The organism is Brevibacterium sp. S111, from assembly GCF_004745075.1.
In the GTDB taxonomy this organism is placed as follows: domain Bacteria; phylum Actinomycetota; class Actinomycetes; order Actinomycetales; family Brevibacteriaceae; genus Brevibacterium.
Genome location: NZ_RHFH01000001.1, coordinates 125,457 through 146,012, shown reverse-complemented (window position 1 = coordinate 146,012; position 20,556 = coordinate 125,457). Strand labels below are relative to the sequence as shown.

Here is a 20,556-nt window from a genome sequence, read left to right as displayed (position 1 = left end):
ACTGTACAACAGGGGAGAGCGGGCCCCGGCACGGAGCTGTCCGGTCCGCGGACCCTCAGGTGCCGCCGCGCTGTCAGGTGCCGTTGCTGTCAGCTCGGGACGACCATCACCGTGCCCTCGGCATGATTGAGGACTCCGCGTGAGACGGAGCCGAGCAGGACGCTGCGGAACCGTCCTCGTCCGCGCGTGCCCATCACCGTCAGCTGCGCCCTGGCGCTGATCTCGACGAGCGTCTGCGTGGGGTCACCGACCGGCACCGAGGAGGACACCTCGAGATCCGGGAACTGCTCGGACAGCTGCGCGATCTCTTCCTCCAGTCCGGCAGCGATCTGCTTCTGCCGCCGTCCCGTGACTTCGGAGCTGAGCTCGAGCTCGGGGTACCAGTAGAGCCATTCCTCTCCCGCCGGAAGCACCGCGACGACTTCGAGTGCTGTTCGGCGCAGGGCGGCTTCGGCGGCCGCGGTGACCATGGCGACCCGGCCGGTGTCCGAACCGTCGACGGCCACGACCACCGGTCCGTCCGCCTCGGCGTTCGCGGCATGGTGGGGGACGACGATCGTCGGACAGTGAGCGTGAGCCGGCACGGCGGTGGACACCGAGCCGAGGACGCGGCCCATGAAGCCGCCTCGGCCCCGCGCGCCGAGGATGATGACCTCGGCATCGGTGCTCAGCGCGATGAGCGAGCCGGCCGCATCGCCGGGCACGGTGCGGAAGCTCTTCTCTCCGGGATGATCGCGGAGGAGTTCGACCGCCTCGGCGAGGATCTTCTCCGCTTCCTGCTTCGCTATCGCGTCCTCGGGCTCGCTGGGAATCGACGCCATGTTCGGGTAGATCATCGTCGGCAGCGGATATGCGGTCACGACGGTCAACGTGGTCTTGCGTCGTTCGGCTTCCAGCGCGCCGCAGCGGACCGCGAGACCGGCGAGTTCGGAGCCGTCGAAGCCGACGAGGACGCCGAACTCCCGGTTGAGACCGGACTCGGACGGCCGGGCATCAGCCGGACGTGTTTCGGGGGTGTGGGACTCGGGCATTGGGGACTGGGCAGACATCTCGAACCTCTCCCTCGGGGCCTGGCCAACCCAGACGCCGACGACGGCCCCGACCAGCGGTATCGTCTGCGTCGCCACCAGTCTACCAAGGTTATTCTACGGAATGTAGAAAATGGTGTCTGTGAGAACCGCAGTCTCAGACCGGGAAGCCCAGATGGGTGAGCGCGGCCTTGAGGATGAAATCCTGACCGTGGCAGAGCTCGCTGGTGATGTCGGGGCGCAGGGTCTCCTCGGGGGTCAGCCAGTCGAGACTGAGGGCATCGGCTCGTGGAGTGCACTCGCCGCGGACCTCGAGGACGAAGCACATCGAGATCGCGTGCTGCCGGGGGTCGTGGAGGAGGCCGGAGCCTTCGGTCGGGAAGTATTCGGCGATGTGGAACGGGGAGATCGACGGCGGGATGACCGGCAGCGCCATCGGGCCGAGGTCGTTCTCGGCGTGCCGCATGAGCGCGGAGCGGATCGATTCGTGGAAGCGGATGCGCCCGCCCACGACCTCGCGGCCCAGGGTTCCGTCCTCGAGGCTGCGCAGCAGCAGTCCGATGCGTTCGACGTTGCCGGCCTCGCCGACTCGCACGGGGATCGCGTTGACGTAGGGGATGGGGATCCGTCTGCGCAGGCGGGCGAACTCCGCATCGTCGAACCAGTTCTCATCGAAGTCCAATGCAGTGCGGGTCATGAGGCAATCGTCCCATATCGGGGGTCGGTGCAGAAGAGGCATCGGACCCTGTTGGTGAACCAGCGCACACATCGGGTAAAATATCTTGATGTCGAGATAAATCTCCGACCGGCAGAGATCTGCCGAGTGCCGTGACCTACAGTGGGGTCAGCACCTGACGACCAGTTCCGGTCAAGGACTATGAAGGGGTATCCATGATCAATCATGAAGTCCGCACTCATAAGAGCTCAGAGAACCTGGCTCGCGAAGATCAGCTCGCTTGGAAGATCGCCGAAGTCGCATCCGACTCGACGCCGGTCGACGCAGACGTCACCGAGATGGTCATCAACCGCATCATCGACAACGCCGCCGTGGCAGCCGCCTCGGTGCGCCGCTCCGCTCCGACGCACGCTCGTGAGCAGGCGCAGGCTCATCCGTTCAACCCGGGTGCCAACATCTTCGGTCTGCCCGTGACCGATCGCTTCTCTCCGGAATGGGCCGCTTGGGCCAATGGTGTGGCCGTGCGTGAACTCGACTTCCACGACACGTTCCTCGCTGCCGAATACTCGCACCCCGGCGACAACATCCCGGCCGTCCTCGCGGTCGCCCAGCACAAGGGCATCGGCGGCAAGGACCTCATCAACGGCATCGCCACCGGCTACGAGATCCAGGTCGACCTGGTCAAGGGCATGTGCCTGCACGAGCACAAGATCGACCACGTCGCCCACCTCGGTCCCTCCGCGGCGGCCGGCATCGGCGCGCTGCTCGGCCTGCCCACCGAGGTCACCTTCCAGGCCGTCCAGCAGGCGCTGCACGTGACCACCGCGACCCGTCAGTCGCGCAAGGGCGAGATCTCGTCCTGGAAGGCTCATGCTCCCGCCTTCGCCGGGAAGATGGCCGTCGAGGCCGTCGACCGTGCGATGCGCGGTGAAGGGGCACCGAACCCGATCTACGAAGGCGAAGACGGCTTCATCGCCTGGATCCTCTCCGGCCCCGAGGCCCGCTACACCGTCCCGCTGCCGGGCCAGGGCGAAGCGAAGCGTGCGATCCTCGACACCTACACCAAGGAGCACTCGGCCGAGTACCAGGCGCAGGCGCTCATCGACCTTGCGCGCAAGCTCGGCGGACAGATCGAGGATCTGACGAAGATCAAGCGCGTCGTCATCCACACCTCGCACCACACCCATTACGTCATCGGCACCGGCGCGAACGATCCGCAGAAGATGGATCCCAAGGCCAGCCGCGAGACCCTCGACCACTCGATCATGTACATCTTCGCCGTGGCCATGCAGGACCAGGGCTGGCACCACGAGCACTCCTACGCTCCCGAGCGCGCCGGTCGTCCCGACACCGTCGAGCTGTGGCACAAGATCGAAACCACCGAGGACCCGGAGTGGACCCGTCGCTACCACTCGACCGACCCGAACGAGAAGGCCTTCGGCGGCCGCGTGGAGATCGAGTTCGACGACGGATCGACACTGACCGACGAGATCGCCGTGGCCGATGCCCACCCATTCGGTGCGCGTCCCTTCGCCCGGGCGAACTACATCGAGAAGTTCAAGACCCTCGCCGAGGGCGTCATCTCCGATGCGGAGCAGGCCCGGTTCCTCGACCTCGCTGAGAACCTCGAGAACCTCGATGCCTCGGGTGTGGGCGAACTCAGCTTCGTCGTCGACGGACTCGAGCACAGCGGATCGAAGGGCATCTTCTGATGCTCGGCGCACAGGCAACCCCGGCCGAGCGTCGCGCTGAGTTCCGCGAACTCCTCGCCGGCGACAAGATCGTCCAGTTCCCCGGCGCCATCAACCCGATCAACGCTCAGATCATCGAGCAGACCGGTTTCGAAGGCGTCTACATCTCCGGCGGTGCATTCTCCGCGGCCATGGGTCTGCCCGATATCGGGCTGACCACGCTCACCGAGGTGGCCGACCACGGACGCAACATCGCGCGAGTGACGAACCTGCCGACGTTCATCGATGCCGACACCGGATGGGGCGAAGCCATGAACGTGGCCCGCACCGTCCAGGAGTTCGAGGACGCAGGGATCTCGGGCATGCACCTCGAAGACCAGGTCAATCCGAAACGCTGCGGCCACCTCGACGGCAAGGAGGTCGTGACCGCGGCCGAGATGTCCAAGCGGATCAAAGCGGCGGTCAAGGGCCGTCGCGATGAGAACTTCGTCATCTGCGCCCGCACGGACTCTCGCGCCGGAGAAGGTCTCGACGCCGCCATCGACCGGGCCAAGGCCTACGTCGATGCGGGAGCGGACATGATCTTCCCCGAAGCGATGCGCGACCTCGGCGAGTTCGAGACCTTCGCGTCGGCCGTCGATGTGCCGATCCTGGCGAACATGACGGAATTCGGAAAGAGCGAACTGTTCACAACAGAGCAGCTGGCGAATGCGGGAGTCAAGCTCGTGATCTACCCGGTCACGACTCTGCGCATCGCCATGGGTGCGATCAAGACGGGCCTGGAGACCATTCGGGACAAGGGCACTCAGGTGGACCTGCTCGAGGGCATGCAGACCCGTGCGGACCTGTACGACACGATCGACTACGCTGCGTACAACGATTTTGACGCCGCAGTATTCAACTTCTCACAGGAGGGTCACCAGTGACCGAAGAAATCAAGAAGGGCCTTGCCGGCGTCGTCGTCGACACCACGGCCGTTTCGAAAGTAGTCCAGGAAACGAACTCGCTGACCTACCGCGGCTACCCCGTCCAGGAGCTCGCCGCCAAGCGCAGCTTCGAGGACGTCGCCTACCTCATCTGGAACGGCGAACTGCCCACCGAGGCTCAGCTGGAGGAATTCCAAGAGCGTGAGCGCGCCCAGCGTGCCATCGACGACAAGCTCATCCAGCTCATTCTCGACCTGCCGAAGGACTGCCACCCGATGCACGTCGTGCAGACGGCCGTGGCCTACCTCGGCGCCGTCGACCCCGAAGCCGATGTCGAGGGCGAAGAGGCGAACCTGGCCAAGGCCGAGCGCCTCTACGCGCAGCTGCCGACGATCGTGGCCATCGACCACCGTCGCCGTCACGGCCTCGATCCCGTCGCTCCGAGCAGGGATCTCGGCTATGCCGCGAACTTCTTCAAGATGGTCTTCGACGAGGTTCCCACCGAAGAGGTCGTGCGCTGCTTCGACGTGTCGATGATCCTCTACGCCGAGCACTCGTTCAACGCTTCGACGTTCACCAGCCGCGTGATCACCTCGACGACGTCCGACCTGTATTCGGCCGTCGCTGGTGCCGTCGGTGCGCTCAAGGGCCCCCTGCACGGCGGCGCGAACGAAGCGGTCATGGCGATGCTCGAAGAGGTCGGCACCGCCGACAGGGCTTCGGCCTGGATCGACGAGGCGCTGGCCAAGAAGGCGAAGATCATGGGCTTCGGCCACCGCGTGTACAAGAACGGCGATTCGCGCGTTCCCACCATGCGCAAGGCCTTCGAGGACATGGTCGAGGCCAAGGGCGCCAAGGATCTGCTCGATCTGTACAACGCCTTCGAAGAGGACTTCGTCGAGCGCAAGGGAATCTACCCCAACCTCGACTACCCTTCGGGCCCGGCCTACCACCTGATGGGCTTCGACACCGAGCAGTTCACTCCGATCTTCGTGATGGCCCGCATCACCGGATGGACCGCTCACATCTTCGAGCAGCAGGCGAACAACGCCCTCATCCGTCCCCTGAGTGCTTACGACGGTGAGGACCAGCGTGAGGTCCCGGACAACCGGGGCTGAGAGGTCCGAAAGGCAGAACAGCATTATGGGACCTGACGGTCTGTACCGTCCGGTCGATCTCGAGGGTTTCGACTTCACCGTCACCGGTGGGGTCGGAACCCTCGTCATCGATCGGAGGAAGAAACGCAACGCGATCTCGCGTGCGATGTGGCGGGCGCTGCCGGAGATCATCGCCTCCGTCGACGCCGATGACTCGATCGGTGCGCTGATCATCACCGGTGCCGGCGGGCATTTCTCCGCCGGTTCGGACATCGCCGACCTCGATGTTCCGCTGGCCGACTTCTGGGAGCTCAACTCCTCCGCAGAGGTGGCCGTAGCGAATTCGCGGACTCCGACGATCGCGGCAATCGAAGGAAACTGCGTGGGCGGAGGCACCGAGATCGCTGCCGCCTGCGACATCCGCATCGCCGCCCCCGGGTCGATCTTCGGTGTGACCGCCGCGAAGCTCGGCCTTGTCTACCCGGCCGGGCCCACCCAGCGTCTGGCGCAGATCCTCGGAGACTCCTGGGCCAGGTACCTCTTGATCACAGCGTCGATCGTGAAGTTCGAGAAGATGGCCGAACTCGGCTTCTTCCATGACACGACGCCGACTCCCCTGGCTGCGGCGCAGGCACTGGGGGAGCGGATCGTCGGCCTGTCCCGGCTCAGCCAGGTCGGGGCCAAAGCGATCCTCGACGGGAATCTGCTTGCAGGTGAGGAGCCGCCTCGGTGGTTGGATTCGGCGTACCGGGAGGAGATCACGCGCGGGCAGGAGGCCTTCTTCGCCAAACGACCGCCGGATTTCGCGTTCGCGAAGTCCGCGTGGGCAACAGACGGCGAAGCCTGAAGACGGGATAAACTGAGCGAATGCGTCTTGCAGTCCTCGATATCGGCTCCAACAGCGTCCACCTCCTCGTCGTCGACGCTCACGTCGGAGCACCGCCCCTGCCTGCCACCTCGCACAAGGAGGTGCTGCGTCTCGCGGAGTACCTCAGCGACGACGGAACGATCGATGCGGAGGGCCAGGAACGTCTGCACTCGTTCATCGCCGAAGCCGTCGAGATCGCGGAGGACCAGGGGGCGGAGCAGATACTCGCCTTCGCCACCTCGGCGGTCCGCGATGCCCCGAACGGGGTGGCGCTCATCGAAACGATCAACGCTCAGCTCGGGGTCACCCTCAATGTGATGTCGGGCCGGGACGAAGCCCGCGTGACCTTCCTCGCCACTCGCCGCTGGTTCGGTTGGTCGGCCGGAAAGATCCTGCTGCTCGACATCGGCGGCGGCTCTCTGGAGATCGCGGTCGGTCAGGACGAATACCCGCAAGCGGCCGTGTCGGTTCCGCTCGGCGCCGGACGCACCTATTCGGATTTCCTGCCGGACCCCATCCCTTCGGCCGAGGACATCCACAAACTGCGCAAACACGCACGGGCGCAGATCGGACGCATCGCCGGTGACATCAACAGGGTCGGCGTGCCCGACCAGGTCGTCGGCTCTTCGAAGACGTTCCGCTCCCTGGCCCGCATCGCCGGTGCCGCCCCGAGCGGGGACGGCATCTACGCCCCGAGGAAACTCTTCCGTCGCGATCTCGAAGGCATCATCGATACCCTGGCCACACGCACCCCGGCGGCGCGGGCGACGCTGCCCGGCGTCTCCGAAGCCCGTGCCGGTCAGGTGCTCGCCGGTGCGATCGTCGCCGAAGCGGCATTCACGATCTTCGACATCGGCGTCATGAACATCTCGCCGTGGGCACTGCGCGAAGGCATCATCATGCGCAAACTCGACCTGCTGGATTCGGCCGAGCAGTCCTCGACGATGCGCGTCGAAGCGGTCGCCGCACTCGACTGATTCGGCCGCCTCGTCGTCGCTTGTTGTCTACCGGTCAGTATCGCACCTCAGAATTGCCTGCTAGTTTTTGACTATCCGCTTCCGGCTCGACTCATCGTCCCGAACCGGGATGACAATGGTGGATGTCCGAACGTCTGATAGAAAGCACGCTTCTGCCGATGCGAAATGGTGAGCTGTCCCCGCACTACCGCGAACAGGCCCTCGAGACCCTCAAGAACACAACGGCGGCCGATCCACTCGACGTCTTCGTCGTCGGCGGTGGTGTGACCGGCGCAGGCTCTGCCTTCGACGCGGCCACACGCGGTCTCAAGGTCGGAGTCGTCGATTCGAAGGACTGGGCCTCCGGCACCTCATCTCGGTCCTCGAAGCTCATGCACGGTGGTCTGCGCTATCTCGAGATGCTCGACTTCAAACTCGTCGCCGAGGCGCTGAGGGAACGTGACCTGCTGCTGCAGCACACCGCTCCTCACCTCGTCGAGCCCGTCGCCTTCGTCTTCCCCTTCGAGCACCGTCTCATCGACCGTGCCTTCATCGGCTCCGGCGTCCTCCTCTACGACACGATGGCCACCCGACCGGGCCGCAAACGAGCCGTGCCGATGCATCGGCATCTGTCCAAGAAGGCGCTGAGCGCACACTTCCCGGGGCTGGCCGACGATGCCGCCGTCGGTGCGCTCGAATACTACGATGCGAAGGTCGACGATGCGCGGTTCGTGATGACGCTCGTGCGTTCGGCTGTCGGCTACGGTGCGGCCGCTGCCAACCACGTCTCGGTCATCGGCTACCTCCATGACGGCGACCAAGTCACTGGTGTGCATGCCAGGGATGAGGTCACCGGAGAGGAATTCGATATCCACGCCCGTCGCACTATCCTCGCCGGGGGCGTATGGACCGAGGAGCAGCAGGACCTGGCGAAGGCCGATGCCGGACTCAAGGTGCTCGCCTCCAAGGGTGTGCACATCACCGTGGCCCAGGACAAGATCAAAGCCGACCCGGGAACGGGGATCATCTCGAAGACGGAGAAATCCGTCCTCTTCGTCATCCCCTGGGAAGGCTATTGGGTCATCGGCACCACCGACACTCCGTGGACCGAAGACGTCGACAGTCCCGTGGCGACCTCGAAGGACATCGAGTACCTGCTCGAGCATGCGAATGCGATCCTCGCCGACAAACTCACCCGGGAGGACGTCATCGGAGTGTACTCGGGTCTGCGTCCGCTGCTGCAGCCCGTGGTCAAGGAAGGGCAGGCCTCGACGAAGGTCTCCCGGGAACACACTGTGATGGAAGTCGAACCCGGACTTGCCGCGATCGCCGGCGGCAAATTCACCACCTACCGGGTGATGGCCGAAGACGCCGTCGACTTCGTCCTCGGCGACGATGCGAAGGACCGCAGGTCACTGACCGAATCCGTGCCGCTGCTCGGTGCCCAGGGCGTGGGCGCGCTGCGTCGCGGTCAGACCGGGATCGCTGAGAAGTACGGCTGGGACGAAGACCGGGTCAGTCGGCTCATCCGTCGCTACGGCACCCTCATTGAGAATCTGCTCGACCTCGTCGACGAGGACCCCGAACTCGGTCGGCCTCTGGACGGTGCCGACCGCTATCTGCGCGTCGAGGCCTACTATGCGGCCGCCGCAGAGGGGGCCGTCCACCTCGGCGATATCATCGAACGCCGCATGCGGCTGAACTACGAAACCCGCGATCGGGGCAAGAGCGCCGCCGAGGCGGTCGCCGCCATCGTCGGCGCGGTGCTCGGCTGGGACGACAACCGGGTGTCGGCCGAGGTCGAGAAATTCAACGCCCACGTCGACGCCCAGGTCGCGGCCGAGTCCACCGATGACGACGCCTCGGCGGCGGCTCTGGTCGGTGAAACCCTCCACTGAGTCGTTCACAACGACGTGCGGGACGACAACCGACTATCGACCGCCCCCGGAGCATCGCCCGGGTCGACCATCGACCGGAACACCCACCGGAAAGACAAACAATAGGAGTTTGTGAGATATGGGCACTATCTTCCTTCACGAGATCGCTGGCACGGCGATGCTCATGCTGCTCGGCGTCGGCGTCGTCGCCAACGTCGTCCTCGGCAAGACCAAGGGCAACGGGGGCGGCTGGCTGCTGATCTCCTTCGGTTGGGGACTTGCCGTCTTCGCCGGCGTCTATGTCGCCTACAAGACCGGAGCGCACCTCAACCCGGCCGTGACATTCGGCATCCTGTTCAGCGGGGCCGCAGAGTACGCGGACGGGATCCCCGTCACCGTGAGCAACACCATCGCCTACCTCGCCGCCGAGCTGATCGGAGCGATGATCGGTGCGTTCCTCGCCTGGGCGGTGTACAAGAAGCACTACGACGAGGAGAAGGACCCCGGCAACATCCTCGGCACCTTCTCGACCGGCCCGGAGATCCGCTCCTACGCCTGGAACTTCGTCACCGAGGTCATCGCGACCTTCGTGCTCGTCATCGTCGTCCTCCTCTTCGGCGGCACCCCGGACAGGCTCGGTCCTCTGGCCGTGGCGCTCATCGTCGTCGCGATCGGCGCGTCGCTGGGCGGACCCACCGGCTACGCGATCAACCCTGCTCGCGACCTCGGGCCCCGCATCGTCCACGCTCTCCTGCCGATCCCGAACAAGGGCGGCTCGGACTGGGCATACTCGTGGGTGCCGGTCTTCGGCCCACTGGTCGGCGCCGTCCTTGCAGGTGTGGTCTCCCGAGCCCTCATCTGAGTACGATCACAGACAACCACCTCGACACAGGAGTCAGAATGAGTCAGGAAAAGTTCATCCTCGCCATCGATCAGGGCACCACCTCGTCACGGGCGATCGTCTTCGACCACGACGGCCAGATCGTCTCGTCCGGTCAGCTCGAACACGAGCAGATCTTCCCTCGCGCGGGATGGGTCGAACACGACCCGGTCGAGATCATCAAGAACACGAACGAAGCCATCGGCCAGGCGCTGACCCGGGCGAACATCAACCGCCATCAGCTCGAGGGCGTCGGCATCACAAACCAGCGTGAGACCACCGTGATCTGGAACAAGCACACCGGTGAGCCCGTCTACAACGCGATCGTGTGGCAGGACACCCGGACGCAGAAGATCTGCGATGAGCTCGCCGGCGATGACGGGGCCGATAAGTACAAGGACCGTGTCGGTCTGCCGCTGGCCACGTACTTCGCCGGGCCGAAGGCGAAATGGATCTTCGACAACGTCGACGGGGTCAAGGAATCCGCCGAGGCCGGTGATCTCCTCTTCGGCACGATGGACACGTGGGTGATCTGGAATCTCACCGGCGGGGTCAACGGCGGCCTCCACGTCACCGACGTCACGAACGCTTCGCGGACGATGCTGATGAACATCGACACCCTCGACTGGAACGCCGAGATCGCTGGGGAGATGGGCATCCCCGTCGAGATGCTGCCGGAGATCAAGTCGTGCTCGGAGATCTACGGCTACGGGGCGAAGAACGGACTGATCATCGACACCCCGATCTGCGGCATCCTCGGCGATCAGCAGGCGGCGACCTTCGGTCAGGCCTGCTTCGAGAAGGGGCAGGCGAAGAACACCTACGGCACCGGCAACTTCATGCTCATCAACACCGGCAACGAGCCGGTGGCGAGCAAGAACGGTCTGCTCACGACCGTGGCCTACAAGATCGGTGACGCCGATGCCGTCTACGCCCTCGAAGGGTCGGTGGCGGTGACCGGTTCGCTGGTGCAGTGGATCCGCGACAACCTCGGTCTGATCAAGGACGCTCCGGAGGTCGAGACCCTGGCCAAGAAGGTCGAGGACAACGGCGGCTGCTATATCGTGCCGGCGTTCTCGGGTCTCTTCGCGCCGCATTGGGAGTCCGATGCCCGCGGCACCATCGTGGGTCTGACCCGGTATGTGAACAAGAACCACATTGCGCGTGCCTCGCTCGAGTCCGTGGCGTTCCAGTCCCGCGAGGTCCTCGACGCGATGAACCTCGATTCCGGCGTCGAGCTCACCGAGCTCAAGGTCGACGGCGGCATGGTCGCCAACGAGACGCTCATGCAGTTCCAGGCCGACCTCCTCGGCGTGCCCGTCATCCGTCCCGAGGTCGTCGAGACCACGGCCCTGGGGGCGGCCTATGCGGCCGGAATCGCGGTGAAGTTCTGGAACGGCGAGGAGGATGTCAAGGCCAACTGGCGTGAGGACGAACGCTGGGACCCGTCGATGGACGAGGAGAAGGTCGATCGCGTCTACCGCCTGTGGAACAAGGCCGTGGAACGGTCGAAGGGCTGGGTCGACGAGGACACCGACGCCCTCTCCTCCTAATTGCTACCCGACGGCGGCCCAGCAACCTCGCGCGAGGTTGCTGGGCCGCCGTCACGTAGCAATGGGGGAGGGCGAGGGAGAAAAGTCCGCGCTAAACTGTTGGCGATGAGCAAAATGTCGAAGTCCAAACGGAAGGTGCTGACCACCAAGAACTCTGCGCGCTCGAATTCGCGGCGCCACAGAGAGTACTTCGACAGCCATGCGGTCTACGAACACGACGCTCATCACGTCTCCGAACATCCCATCCGGCTCGGCCTGTCGAGTTCCTCCGTGTCCCCGATGACCGTCGAGGAGACTTTCACACAAGCGGCGAAGCACGGCTACGACGGTGTCGAGATCATGGTCACCCACAATGCCGAGACACGAGATGTCGACCTCATCAACGGACTTTCCGCCGAGACGGGACTCGAGGTCATGTCCCTGCACGCACCGACGCTGCTCTTCCTGCCGCGCGTGCTTCACAAAGACCATTGGGAGAAGCTGCGGATCACCGCGAACCTTGCCAAGGCAGTCAACGCCGAGACCGTCGTCCTCCACCCGCCGTTCAGGTGGCAGGGGGACTACGCGCTGGGATTCGTCGACGGCGTTCGGGAGGTCTCCCGCGAGACCGGTGTGAGCTTGGCTGTGGAGAACATGTATCCCTGGCGGGCGGGCCTGCGCGAAGTCCAGGTCTACTATCCCGACTGGAACCCGCTGGACGAAGACTATGACGACCTCACCTTCGACTTCTCCCACGCTTCGACGGCCGGTGTGAATGCGCTGGAGACCGTGGCCGAGATCTTCGACCGACTCCGCCACGTCCACCTCACCGACGGGTCCGGATCCCTCAAAGACGAGCACCTCGTCCCCGGCGCCGGCAATATGCCCGTGGCCGAGACTCTGCAGTACCTGGCCAAACACAACTGGGCCGGTGACGTCGTGGTCGAGGTCAACACTCGTTTCGTGCGCAAGCAGTCGACCCGTGAGAAGATGCTCGCCGAGTCCATCGCCTTTGCCCGCCAACACCTCGGACTCAACGAGGATGCCCCGCGGCGAAACGGACACAGCCACAGCCGCACCTCGGAACGCCCTCGCTCCTCCGGGAACTGACCCGCATCATCACCGACGGCGCCTGCCGTGACCGCGCACCCGCCCCACCGACGCATGACAATCACTACGAAAGGTTGGTTCGCTTTGACCACTCTCGCCTCCATCGGAACCGGCAACATGGGCACGGCGCTGATCCAGGGAATCCTCAGCGCCGACGCGACCATCGCTGTTCGCGCGACGACTCACTCGGCCGCCTCAGCACAGCGTCTGAGCCGCGACCTGCCGTCGGCGACGGTGACTTCGGTCGAAGACGATGCGGAGGCGAACCGGAAGGCCGCGGCCGAAGCTGATTTCGTCCTCCTCGGCGTCAAACCCTGGATGATGGCCGAGACCCTGGCCGCTCTGGCCCCCGCGCTGGAGTCGAACACGGTGCTCGTGTCCATGGCCGCCGGAGTCTCGTCCGCCGACCTCGCGAAGCTCGCCCCGAAGAATCCCATCGTGCGGATCATGCCGAACACGCCGAGTTCGATCGGCCACGGCGTCATCGCGTTCGCCCCCGACGCCGAGGTGCCCGCCGACAGCGTCGATACACTCAAGACTCTGCTGTCCGGGGCCGGGCTCGTCGTCGACCTCGACGAATCCCAGATCCCGGCCATGACCGGCATCTCCGGGTCCGGAGTCGCTTACTTCTTCCTCCTCGCCGAGGCGATGATCGCCGCCGGAGTCAAGCAGGGGCTGAGCGAGGACACCGCCCGCCAGATGGTCGTCGCCACCGCCGACGGCGCCGGGCGGCTGCTGAGCGCGAAGCCCGACCCGGCCGCTCAGCGGCAAGCCGTGAGCAGCAAGGGCGGTACGACCTTGGCGGGCCTCCAGCAGTTCATCGACGCGGGGATCTTCGATATCGCCGAGGCGGCCGCGCAGGCGGCAGCGAATCGTTCCCTGGAGATGGAACGGGAGAATTCCGAGACCATCAACGGCTGAACGGAACCGTCCCCCTGAGACGGAATCCGACCCCGGCAGGTACCGTGTGAGCGGCGTCGGCCGGGGTCGACTCGTTCGCGCTCAGGGCAGGACGTTCGACGACCGAGCGATCGACACCGCTTCATGCCGGGTGCGGGCCGAGAGCTTGACCATGGCGGTGTTGAGGTAGGACTTCACCGTGGACTCGCGCAGGCTCAGTGTTTCGGCGATGCGCGCATTCGACCAGCCCAGAGCCACATGGGAGAGGATGTCCGTCTCCCTGGGGGACAGGCGAACCGCCGGGACCGGTGTCTGGAAGTCATCCGGGTTGTGCCCGGAGAGGATATCGGCCAGCCGGGTCTCGACGACGGTGAGCTTCTCCCGCGTCTCCTCATCGAGGATGCCCGACCGGATGGCGCGCAGCTCGGCATAGGTATGGCGCAGCGCCTCCCGTCCCGAGGAATCCAAGTCGGGGTAGAGCCGCTCGGCGACGGGGACCGGCTGCGGTTCCCGTCGATAGCCGAGCCGAGCGAGATCGACCGAGAGCTGTCGGACTCGTCGGACGAGGTCTCCCGTCTGCGGGGCAGCGGCGTCGTAGTCCGTGCGGTGGCCGCAGTAGACCATGCCCGTGACCTCACCGCCGTGCAGGGTGGGGACGGCGACGAGGACCCGGATGCCTTCGCCGAGGACCTCCTCGTCGTAGTGGTGGGTGATGAGCGGGTCGACCTCATAGTCCCGGGTCAGCTGCGGAGTGCCTTCGGTCAGGGCTCGACCGCCGAGGCCCCGTCCGGTGCTGACGATGAGGGAGGAGAGCAGACCCTTGCCGGCACCGGCGACGGCTTCGACGTCGACCGCACCCCCGTCGACCATGCCGCCGAAGACGACATCGCCCGTACCGGCCTGATGCAGAGAATCGACGGCTTCGACGAATAGGCGGCGGGTCTCGGCCTTGAGAGCCCGCGTGTGCTTCGCATGCGCGTTCATGTGAACAAGCTACCAACTTTCGGTGGTATTCCCTAGTGCATGCTGAACGTTACCTTTGGACATGTGATTCAGGACACTGAAGTTCTGTCCATTCAAAGGAGAAAGAATGACTGACAATGTCAGCCTCGGGGTTGATTTCCTTGAGGAAGAGGAAAATCCCCAATTCAAAGCGCTCAAGCGCAAGAGGTTCTCGGTGGTGATCCCGCTGTCGATCGCGTTCCTCGTCTGGTACTTCCTCTACGTCATCCTCAGCACCTACGCCCACGATTTCATGTCCACCAAGGTGGTCGGTGAGATCAATGTGGGACTGGTGTTCGGACTGCTGCAGTTCGTGACGACGTTCGCGATCACGATGTTCTATGTCTCATTCGCCAACAAGAAGCTCGATCCTCCAGCGCAGGAGATCCGTGAGCGTCTCGAAGCCCAGTCGGGAGGACTGCATTCATGAGCACTCTGGCAATCGGCGACATGCTCGCCTCCGGCAAAGACCTGCTGACCGCGGCGACGACCGAGGTCGAGAACAACCCCGTCCTCAACATCGCGATCTTCGCTGCCTTCGTCGGGGTGACGATGTTCATCGTGCTGCGCGCCAGCCGGAACAACAAGACCGCCTCCGACTACTACGCAGGAGGCCGGTCCTTCACCGGTCCGCAGAACGGTTTCGCCATCTCCGGTGACTACCTCTCGGCCGCTTCTTTCCTCGGCATCTGCGGTGCGATCGCCGTCAACGGCTACGACGGATTCCTCTATTCGATCGGCTTCCTCGTCGCGTGGCTCGTGGCTCTGCTCATCGTCGCCGAACTCATGCGCAACACCGGCAAGTTCACCATGGCCGATGTGCTCTCCTTCCGGCTCAAGCAGCGTCCCGTGCGCATGGCCGCGGCCCTGTCGACCCTGGCCGTGTGCTTCTTCTACCTGCTCGCTCAGATGGCCGGCGCCGGCGGACTCGTCTCCCTGCTCATGGGAATCGACGGCAAGGTCGGTCAGTCCCTGGTCATCGCCGTCGTCGGTGCGCTGATGATCATCTACGTCCTCGTCGGCGGAATGAAGGGCACCACCTGGGTGCAGATCGTCAAGGCGATCCTGCTCATCGCCGGAGCCTTCGCCATGACCATCTGGGTGCTCGCACTCAACGGCTTCAACCTCTCGACTCTGCTCGCCTCGGCGGTGGAGAACGCGGCCGAAGGCGTCGGGGAAGGAGTCCTCAACCCGGGCCTGCAGTACGGTGAGAATCCGCTCGACTTCATCTCCCTGGCTCTGGCCCTGGTGCTGGGCACCGCGGGCCTGCCGCACGTGCTCATGCGCTTCTACACCGTTCCCACGGCGAAAGAGGCCCGCCGTTCGGTGGTGTGGGCGATCTGGCTCATCGGCGCCTTCTACATCTTCACCCTCATCCTCGGCTACGGCGCGGCCGCACTCGTCGGCGCCGATGAGATCAAGAACGCTCCCGGCGGCGTGAACTCGGCGGCACCGCTGCTCGCGCTCCACCTCGGCGGACCCATCCTCATGGGCTTCATCTCCGCGGTCGCGTTCGCGACGATCCTTGCCGTGGTGGCAGGCCTGGCGATCACCGCCGCGGCCTCGTTCGCCCACGACATTTACGCCAACGTCATCAAGAAGGGCAAGGTCGAGGACTCCGAGGCGGAGGTCAAGATCGCCCGTCGCACGGTCATCGTCATCGGTGCGATCGCGATCATCGGCGGAATCGGTGTGCAGGGGCAGAACATCGCGTTCCTCGTGGCCCTGGCCTTCGCCGTGGCCGCCAGCGCGAACCTGCCCACGATCCTGTACTCGCTGTTCTGGAAGGGCTTCACCACCCGCGGAGCCGTGTGGTCGATCTACGGCGGCCTGATCTCGGCGATGGTGCTCATCACGTTCTCGCCGGTCGTCTCCGGGTCCGAGACCGCGATGATCCCCGGTGCCGACTTCGCGATCTTCCCGCTGGCCAACCCGGGAATCATCTCGATTCCGCTGGGCTTCCTCCTCGGCTGGATCGCTTCGATCACCGACCGGACGGTGGAGAGTCCCGAGCTCGCAGCCGAGATGGATGTCCGAGCCCATACCGGGTTCGGCGCCGAGGAGGCCGTCGAGCACTGATCCGAACGTGACCCGATCACGTGGCGGGGATTGGAGATCGGACGTCGCTGGGTGTCCGTCGAACCCGACACGCAGGAGGAGGGGCGGCTGCGGCCGCCCCTCCTCGACTGCGTCGTGGGGGCCGGGCAGGGGAGGTGCCTGCGGTGAGAGACGGGGCAGGGGGTGCGTGTGCGGTGAGACGAGGTACACTGGTTCGAGTCGCCGATCACGGCACGTCCTGACCGGGGTTCACCTGGGCAGACAGCTGCTGATCTGAGGTGACATGCGGGCGTAGCTTAATGGTAAAGCTTCGGCTTCCCAAGCCGATGACGCGGGTTCGATTCCCGTCGCCCGCTCTCTTTGTGCCCACTGCTCGGACGGTTTCCCGCCTCGTCCGTGACCGCAGTCCGTGACCGCAGAAGCGGCGGAATCTGCAGCCTACGGCCGACCGGCGAACCGTCCCAGCAGCTCCACGTGGCCGGCGACGATGAGCAGATCCTGTTTGCCCACCCGGGTCGTCGGGTCCGCATAGGTGAAGTCGCGGCCGGGACTCTTGATGCCCACGATCGTGACGCCGTATTTGTCGCGGACTCCGGATTCACTGAGCGTGAAGCCCTGGATCTCCCGCGGCGGACGCATCTTGACCACCGCGAAGTGGCCTTCGTCGAACTCGATGTACTCCATCATCCGCGAACTGACGAGGTGAGCCACACGGCGTCCGGCATCCGACTCCGGGTAGAGGACGTGGTGGGCTCCGATGCGGTGGAGGATCTTGCCGTGGGAGGGGGAGATCGCCTTCGCCCACACCTGCCCGACACCGAGGTCGACGAGGTTCGCAGTCGTCAGCACGCTGTCTTCGATCGAGGTGCCGATGCCGACGACGGCAGTCGAGAAGTCACCGGCACCGACCTGGCGCAGCGCGTCGATATTCGTCGAATCGGCTTCGACGACGTGGGTGAGCTTGCCGGACCAGTCCCTGACGAGCTCGGGGTTGTGCTCGATCGCCATGACCTCACGTCCCAGCCGGGCCAGGGTGGCCGCCGTCGAGGACCCGAATCGTCCCAGTCCGATGACGAGGATGGAGCTGTGTTCGTTAGCCAACGACGGGCCTTTCCTCGGGGTAGCGGTACAGGCGCACCGAATCCTGCATGGACAGTGCAGCCGCAAGTGTAATCGTACCGAGTCGGCCGATGAGCATGATCACCGACAGAACATAGAGCCCCGCATGCGGTGACGACGCGGACACCCCGGAGCTCAAACCCACCGTGCCGAAGGCCGAGATCACCTCGAACAGCACGCGGTCGAGCGGTTCGGCACTGATCTGCAGCATCGTCAGGGTGCCGACGAAGACGATCATCGCGCCGGTGAGCAGGATCGAGATCGAGAGTTTGATCGTCGAGGAGGTCAGCCGCCGACCGAACACGTGGACATCCTGCAGGCCCCGGGCCTCCGCAAATGCGGCGAGGACGAGCACGGCCACGGTCGTGACCTTGATGCCGCCGGCTGTCGAGGACGAACCGCCGCCGATGAACATCATGAGATCCATGAGCAGGTGCGAGGCCTGACTCATGTCCGCGACGTCCATCGTCGCGAAACCCCCAGACCGGGGCATCACGGCCATGAACAGCACCTCGACGAAGGTGTGCCCGGCGTTCTTGTCGCCGAGCGTCGCCGGGTTCGCCGACTCGAACAGCGCCAACAGCAGCAGGCCGACCGCCAGCACCGTCGTCGTGGTCGTCAGCGTCAGCTTCGTGTGCAGGTCCCAGCGGCTCGGCCGATTCCAGAACATCGCGACCATGAGCACGACGGGAAACCCGAGAGACCCGACGAACACGCCGGCCATGAGCAGAGACAGGATCCACGGATCCACGGCGAAATACGCGGCCCCGCCGGGGTGAATGGTGAAACCGGCGTTGTTGAATGCCGAAATCGAGTAGAACACCGAATACCAGGTCGCATCGCCCAAGGACTCCCCGCGCATGAGGAAGCGCGGGAACAGCAGCACGGCGAGGATCGATTCGGCCGTGAAGATCGTGATGACCACGGTCTTGAGCAGGGAGCCGACCTGACCCAGATTGAGCGCCGAGGTGGCCTGCTGGGCGATGAGCCGCTGCCGGACCCCCAGCCGACGTGAGACCGCCATGCCCAGCACCGAGGCGAGGGTGAGGATGCCGAGACCACCGACCTGGATGCCGGCGGTGATCACCGAGATCCCGAAATCCGACCAGTACTCCTCCGTCACGACCGGGCTGAGCCCGGTCACACACACTGCCGAGACGGCGACGAAGACGGAGTTCGCGATGTGCGTGACCCGATCCACCGAGCCCGGGTCGCGCATGCTCGCCGGCAGGATCAGCAGGATCGCGAAGAGAGCGACGACGGCGATGAACGAGCCGATCGCCAACCGGGCGGGCGAGGCGACGGCGAGGTCGTCGACGAAGTCACGGACCCACCGTCCCGGCCGCAGCAGCCGATCGAAGCGCGGTGCGGAATTCTTGGACACAAGCACCATGGTAGATCCGCAGGCCCCGGAACCGGTGCAGGTGAGCTGTGCCATATAGCATGGTGGGCATGGCCGAAAATGATGTCTATGTCGTGTGGGACGAAACGGTGACCGGTTACAACTTCGGTCCCAGCCACCCCATGCACCCCTTCAGGCTCGACCTGACGGCGAAGCTTGCCCTCGATTTCGGGCTCTTCGACGCCGAGAACGTCCACGTCCACCCGATCAATGACATCGACGAGGCCAAGCTCGCCCGACTCCACGACGCCGACTTCATCGCCGCCGTCAAACAGGCAGGAACCCCCGAGGGCCTCAGCGAAGAGGACGCGGACCGCTACGGCATCGGCACCGAGGATGTTCCCGGCTTCGAGAACATGCACACCGCCTCGGCACTGCTGTTCCAAGGCAGCATCGATGCCGCCGACGCCATCATCTCCGGCGGCTACCGGCGCGCCGTGAACTTCTGCGGCGGAATGCACCACTCGATGCCGGGCAAGGCCAGCGGGTTCTGCGTGTACAACGATGCCGCCGCCGGAATCACCGAATTCCTCGACGCCGGCTTCGAGCGCATCGTCTACCTCGACCTCGACGCCCACCACGGTGACGGTGTGGAGACGTTCTTCTGGGACGATCCGCGGGTGCTGACCATTTCGATCCACGAATCGGGGAAGTTCCTCTTTCCCGGCACGGGCTATCCCGCGGACATCGGGGGACTGAAGGCGGCCGCCTCGGCGATGAATGTCGCTCTGCCCCCGCGCACCGGGGACGCGGACTGGCTGCGGGCCTTCGACGCCACGGTCCCGCAGGTCGTCGCTGCCTTCGAACCGCAGGTCATCGTCTCCCAGCACGGCTGTGACGGTCACCGCAGCGACCCGCTGACTCATATGCGGCTGAGTGTGGATGCGATGCGGATCGCCGCCGAACGGGTCCGGGACCTCGCGGTCGAACACGCGGAGGGGAGATGGCTGTCCGTCGGCGGCGGCGGGTACGCGATCATCGACGTCGTGCCCCGCGTATGGACGAATCTGTTGGCCATCGCCGCCGGCCGCGACATCGAACCCGGCGCCCGCATCCCGGGTCGCTGGGCGAACTACGCGCAGACGAAGACCGGGCGCGAAGCGCCGCTGTCGATGACCGACGGATTCGACGGAGCCTTCGAGCCGTGGTCGAAGGGATTCGACCCCGAAGCCGAGCTCGACAGGACCGTGATGGGAACACGGAAGAACATCTTCCCCTTCTTCGGACTCGACCCGTACTTCGACTGAGCCGCGAGCCCGCAGCTCACGCCCCGACCGGGCCGGCACCCCGCGGTGACGCGGCTGAGTCTTCCGGCCGCTGTGGATCTCGACACAGTTTTGGGAAAGCAGGCCGGCAGGCGATAGAATTGCACGGTTAGTTCAATGGGTGGGCACCTGGTGTTCACCCTCCACCGACAAGCACAAGGGGTACCCG

At 65.0% G+C, this 20,556-nt stretch carries 18 protein-coding genes and 1 tRNA gene; 14 read left to right on the top strand and 5 right to left on the bottom strand.

Annotated features, from left to right (window positions below):
• Nucleotides 1-89: 89 nt before the first annotated feature.
• Nucleotides 90-1,049 (bottom strand): universal stress protein, encoded by a 960-nt coding sequence (locus EB836_RS00765; RefSeq protein WP_240689515.1) that lies wholly within the window; start codon nt 1,047-1,049, stop codon nt 90-92.
• 136 nt (nt 1,050-1,185) lie between these two features.
• A complete protein-coding gene (locus tag EB836_RS00760; RefSeq protein WP_135537215.1) occupies nt 1,186-1,725 on the bottom strand; it encodes a DUF4916 domain-containing protein in 540 nt (179 codons plus the stop codon).
• Nucleotides 1,726-1,919: 194 nt separating this feature from the next.
• On the opposite strand from EB836_RS00760, the gene EB836_RS00755 reads away from it, so the two are divergent.
• The 10 genes from EB836_RS00755 (at nt 1,920) to proC (ending at nt 13,562) form a co-directional block, all read left to right on the top strand.
• A complete protein-coding gene (locus EB836_RS00755; RefSeq protein WP_135537214.1) occupies nt 1,920-3,416 on the top strand; it encodes an MmgE/PrpD family protein in 1,497 nt (498 codons plus the stop codon).
• The gene (gene prpB, locus EB836_RS00750) at nt 3,416-4,321 is read left to right on the top strand and encodes a methylisocitrate lyase (protein ID WP_135537213.1); all 906 of its coding nucleotides are present in this window, start codon (nt 3,416-3,418) and stop codon (nt 4,319-4,321) included. The genes EB836_RS00755 and prpB overlap by 1 nt, the downstream gene beginning before the upstream one ends.
• A complete protein-coding gene (locus tag EB836_RS00745) occupies nt 4,318-5,439 on the top strand; it encodes a bifunctional 2-methylcitrate synthase/citrate synthase (protein ID WP_135537212.1) in 1,122 nt (373 codons plus the stop codon). The genes prpB and EB836_RS00745 overlap by 4 nt, the downstream gene beginning before the upstream one ends.
• A 25-nt stretch (nt 5,440-5,464) precedes the next feature.
• A complete protein-coding gene (locus tag EB836_RS00740) occupies nt 5,465-6,265 on the top strand; it encodes an enoyl-CoA hydratase/isomerase family protein (protein WP_135537211.1) in 801 nt (266 codons plus the stop codon).
• A 20-nt stretch (nt 6,266-6,285) separates the two neighbouring features.
• A complete protein-coding gene (locus EB836_RS00735) occupies nt 6,286-7,263 on the top strand; it encodes a Ppx/GppA phosphatase family protein (RefSeq protein WP_135537210.1) in 978 nt (325 codons plus the stop codon).
• 158 nt (nt 7,264-7,421) lie between these two features.
• Nucleotides 7,422-9,140 (top strand): glycerol-3-phosphate dehydrogenase/oxidase, encoded by a 1,719-nt coding sequence (locus EB836_RS00730; protein WP_135537209.1) that lies wholly within the window; start codon nt 7,422-7,424, stop codon nt 9,138-9,140.
• Nucleotides 9,141-9,258: 118 nt separating this feature from the next.
• A complete protein-coding gene (locus EB836_RS00725) occupies nt 9,259-9,981 on the top strand; it encodes an MIP/aquaporin family protein (RefSeq protein ID WP_135537208.1) in 723 nt (240 codons plus the stop codon).
• Between the two features lie 38 nt (nt 9,982-10,019).
• On the top strand, nt 10,020-11,552 hold the full coding sequence (gene glpK, locus EB836_RS00720) for a glycerol kinase GlpK (protein WP_135537207.1): 1,533 nt from the start codon (nt 10,020-10,022) through the stop codon (nt 11,550-11,552).
• 105 nt (nt 11,553-11,657) lie between these two features.
• Nucleotides 11,658-12,641 (top strand): sugar phosphate isomerase/epimerase, encoded by a 984-nt coding sequence (locus EB836_RS00715; RefSeq protein ID WP_240689514.1) that lies wholly within the window; start codon nt 11,658-11,660, stop codon nt 12,639-12,641.
• Nucleotides 12,642-12,725: 84 nt separating this feature from the next.
• A complete protein-coding gene (gene proC / locus EB836_RS00710) occupies nt 12,726-13,562 on the top strand; it encodes a pyrroline-5-carboxylate reductase (RefSeq protein WP_135537206.1) in 837 nt (278 codons plus the stop codon).
• Between the two features lie 81 nt (nt 13,563-13,643).
• On the opposite strand, the gene EB836_RS00705 is transcribed toward proC, so the two are convergent.
• On the bottom strand, nt 13,644-14,525 hold the full coding sequence (locus tag EB836_RS00705) for a LuxR C-terminal-related transcriptional regulator (RefSeq protein ID WP_135537205.1): 882 nt from the start codon (nt 14,523-14,525) through the stop codon (nt 13,644-13,646).
• 106 nt (nt 14,526-14,631) lie between these two features.
• Between EB836_RS00705 and EB836_RS00700 the strand changes: the two genes are divergently transcribed.
• The 3 genes from EB836_RS00700 to EB836_RS00690 all read left to right on the top strand — a co-directional run bounded on the left by EB836_RS00700 (nt 14,632) and on the right by EB836_RS00690 (nt 16,957).
• Entirely contained in the window at nt 14,632-14,973 is a 342-nt protein-coding gene (locus EB836_RS00700; protein ID WP_135537204.1) for a DUF485 domain-containing protein, read from the top strand.
• Nucleotides 14,974-14,993: 20 nt separating this feature from the next.
• Nucleotides 14,994-16,622, top strand: coding sequence for a cation acetate symporter (locus tag EB836_RS00695; protein WP_135537483.1), 1,629 nt, complete (start codon nt 14,994-14,996; stop codon nt 16,620-16,622).
• Nucleotides 16,623-16,886: 264 nt separating this feature from the next.
• Nucleotides 16,887-16,957: transfer RNA gene (locus EB836_RS00690), tRNA-Gly, on the top strand.
• Nucleotides 16,958-17,039: 82 nt separating this feature from the next.
• Here the strand turns inward: EB836_RS00690 and EB836_RS00685 are convergent.
• Nucleotides 17,040-17,702: a TrkA family potassium uptake protein gene (locus EB836_RS00685; RefSeq protein WP_135537203.1), complete on the bottom strand. Its 663-nt coding sequence runs from the start codon at nt 17,700-17,702 to the stop codon at nt 17,040-17,042.
• Nucleotides 17,695-19,113, bottom strand: a complete 1,419-nt coding sequence (locus tag EB836_RS00680) for a potassium transporter TrkG (protein WP_240689513.1) — start codon at nt 19,111-19,113, stop codon at nt 17,695-17,697. Before EB836_RS00680 ends, EB836_RS00685 begins: the two co-directional genes overlap by 8 nt.
• 59 nt (nt 19,114-19,172) lie before the next feature.
• Between EB836_RS00680 and EB836_RS00675 the strand changes: the two genes are divergently transcribed.
• Complete coding sequence (locus tag EB836_RS00675) at nt 19,173-20,369, top strand: acetoin utilization protein AcuC (RefSeq protein ID WP_135537201.1); 1,197 nt, start codon at nt 19,173-19,175, stop codon at nt 20,367-20,369.
• The last annotated feature ends 187 nt before the right edge of the window (nt 20,370-20,556 follow it).

Coding starts and splice junctions, on each gene's coding strand:
- EB836_RS00765 (WP_240689515.1), bottom strand. CDS start 1,049: ATGTCTGCCCAGTCCCCAATGCCCGAGTCCCACACCCCCGAAACACGT.
- EB836_RS00760 (WP_135537215.1), bottom strand. CDS start 1,725: ATGACCCGCACTGCATTGGACTTCGATGAGAACTGGTTCGACGATGCG.
- EB836_RS00755 (WP_135537214.1), top strand. CDS start 1,920: ATGATCAATCATGAAGTCCGCACTCATAAGAGCTCAGAGAACCTGGCT.
- prpB (WP_135537213.1), top strand. CDS start 3,416: ATGCTCGGCGCACAGGCAACCCCGGCCGAGCGTCGCGCTGAGTTCCGC.
- EB836_RS00740 (WP_135537211.1), top strand. CDS start 5,465: ATGGGACCTGACGGTCTGTACCGTCCGGTCGATCTCGAGGGTTTCGAC.
- EB836_RS00735 (WP_135537210.1), top strand. CDS start 6,286: ATGCGTCTTGCAGTCCTCGATATCGGCTCCAACAGCGTCCACCTCCTC.
- EB836_RS00730 (WP_135537209.1), top strand. CDS start 7,422: ATGCGAAATGGTGAGCTGTCCCCGCACTACCGCGAACAGGCCCTCGAG.
- EB836_RS00725 (WP_135537208.1), top strand. CDS start 9,259: ATGGGCACTATCTTCCTTCACGAGATCGCTGGCACGGCGATGCTCATG.
- glpK (WP_135537207.1), top strand. CDS start 10,020: ATGAGTCAGGAAAAGTTCATCCTCGCCATCGATCAGGGCACCACCTCG.
- EB836_RS00715 (WP_240689514.1), top strand. CDS start 11,658: ATGAGCAAAATGTCGAAGTCCAAACGGAAGGTGCTGACCACCAAGAAC.
- EB836_RS00705 (WP_135537205.1), bottom strand. CDS start 14,525: ATGAACGCGCATGCGAAGCACACGCGGGCTCTCAAGGCCGAGACCCGC.
- EB836_RS00700 (WP_135537204.1), top strand. CDS start 14,632: ATGACTGACAATGTCAGCCTCGGGGTTGATTTCCTTGAGGAAGAGGAA.
- EB836_RS00695 (WP_135537483.1), top strand. CDS start 14,994: ATGCTCGCCTCCGGCAAAGACCTGCTGACCGCGGCGACGACCGAGGTC.
- EB836_RS00680 (WP_240689513.1), bottom strand. CDS start 19,113: ATGGTGCTTGTGTCCAAGAATTCCGCACCGCGCTTCGATCGGCTGCTG.
- EB836_RS00675 (WP_135537201.1), top strand. CDS start 19,173: ATGGCCGAAAATGATGTCTATGTCGTGTGGGACGAAACGGTGACCGGT.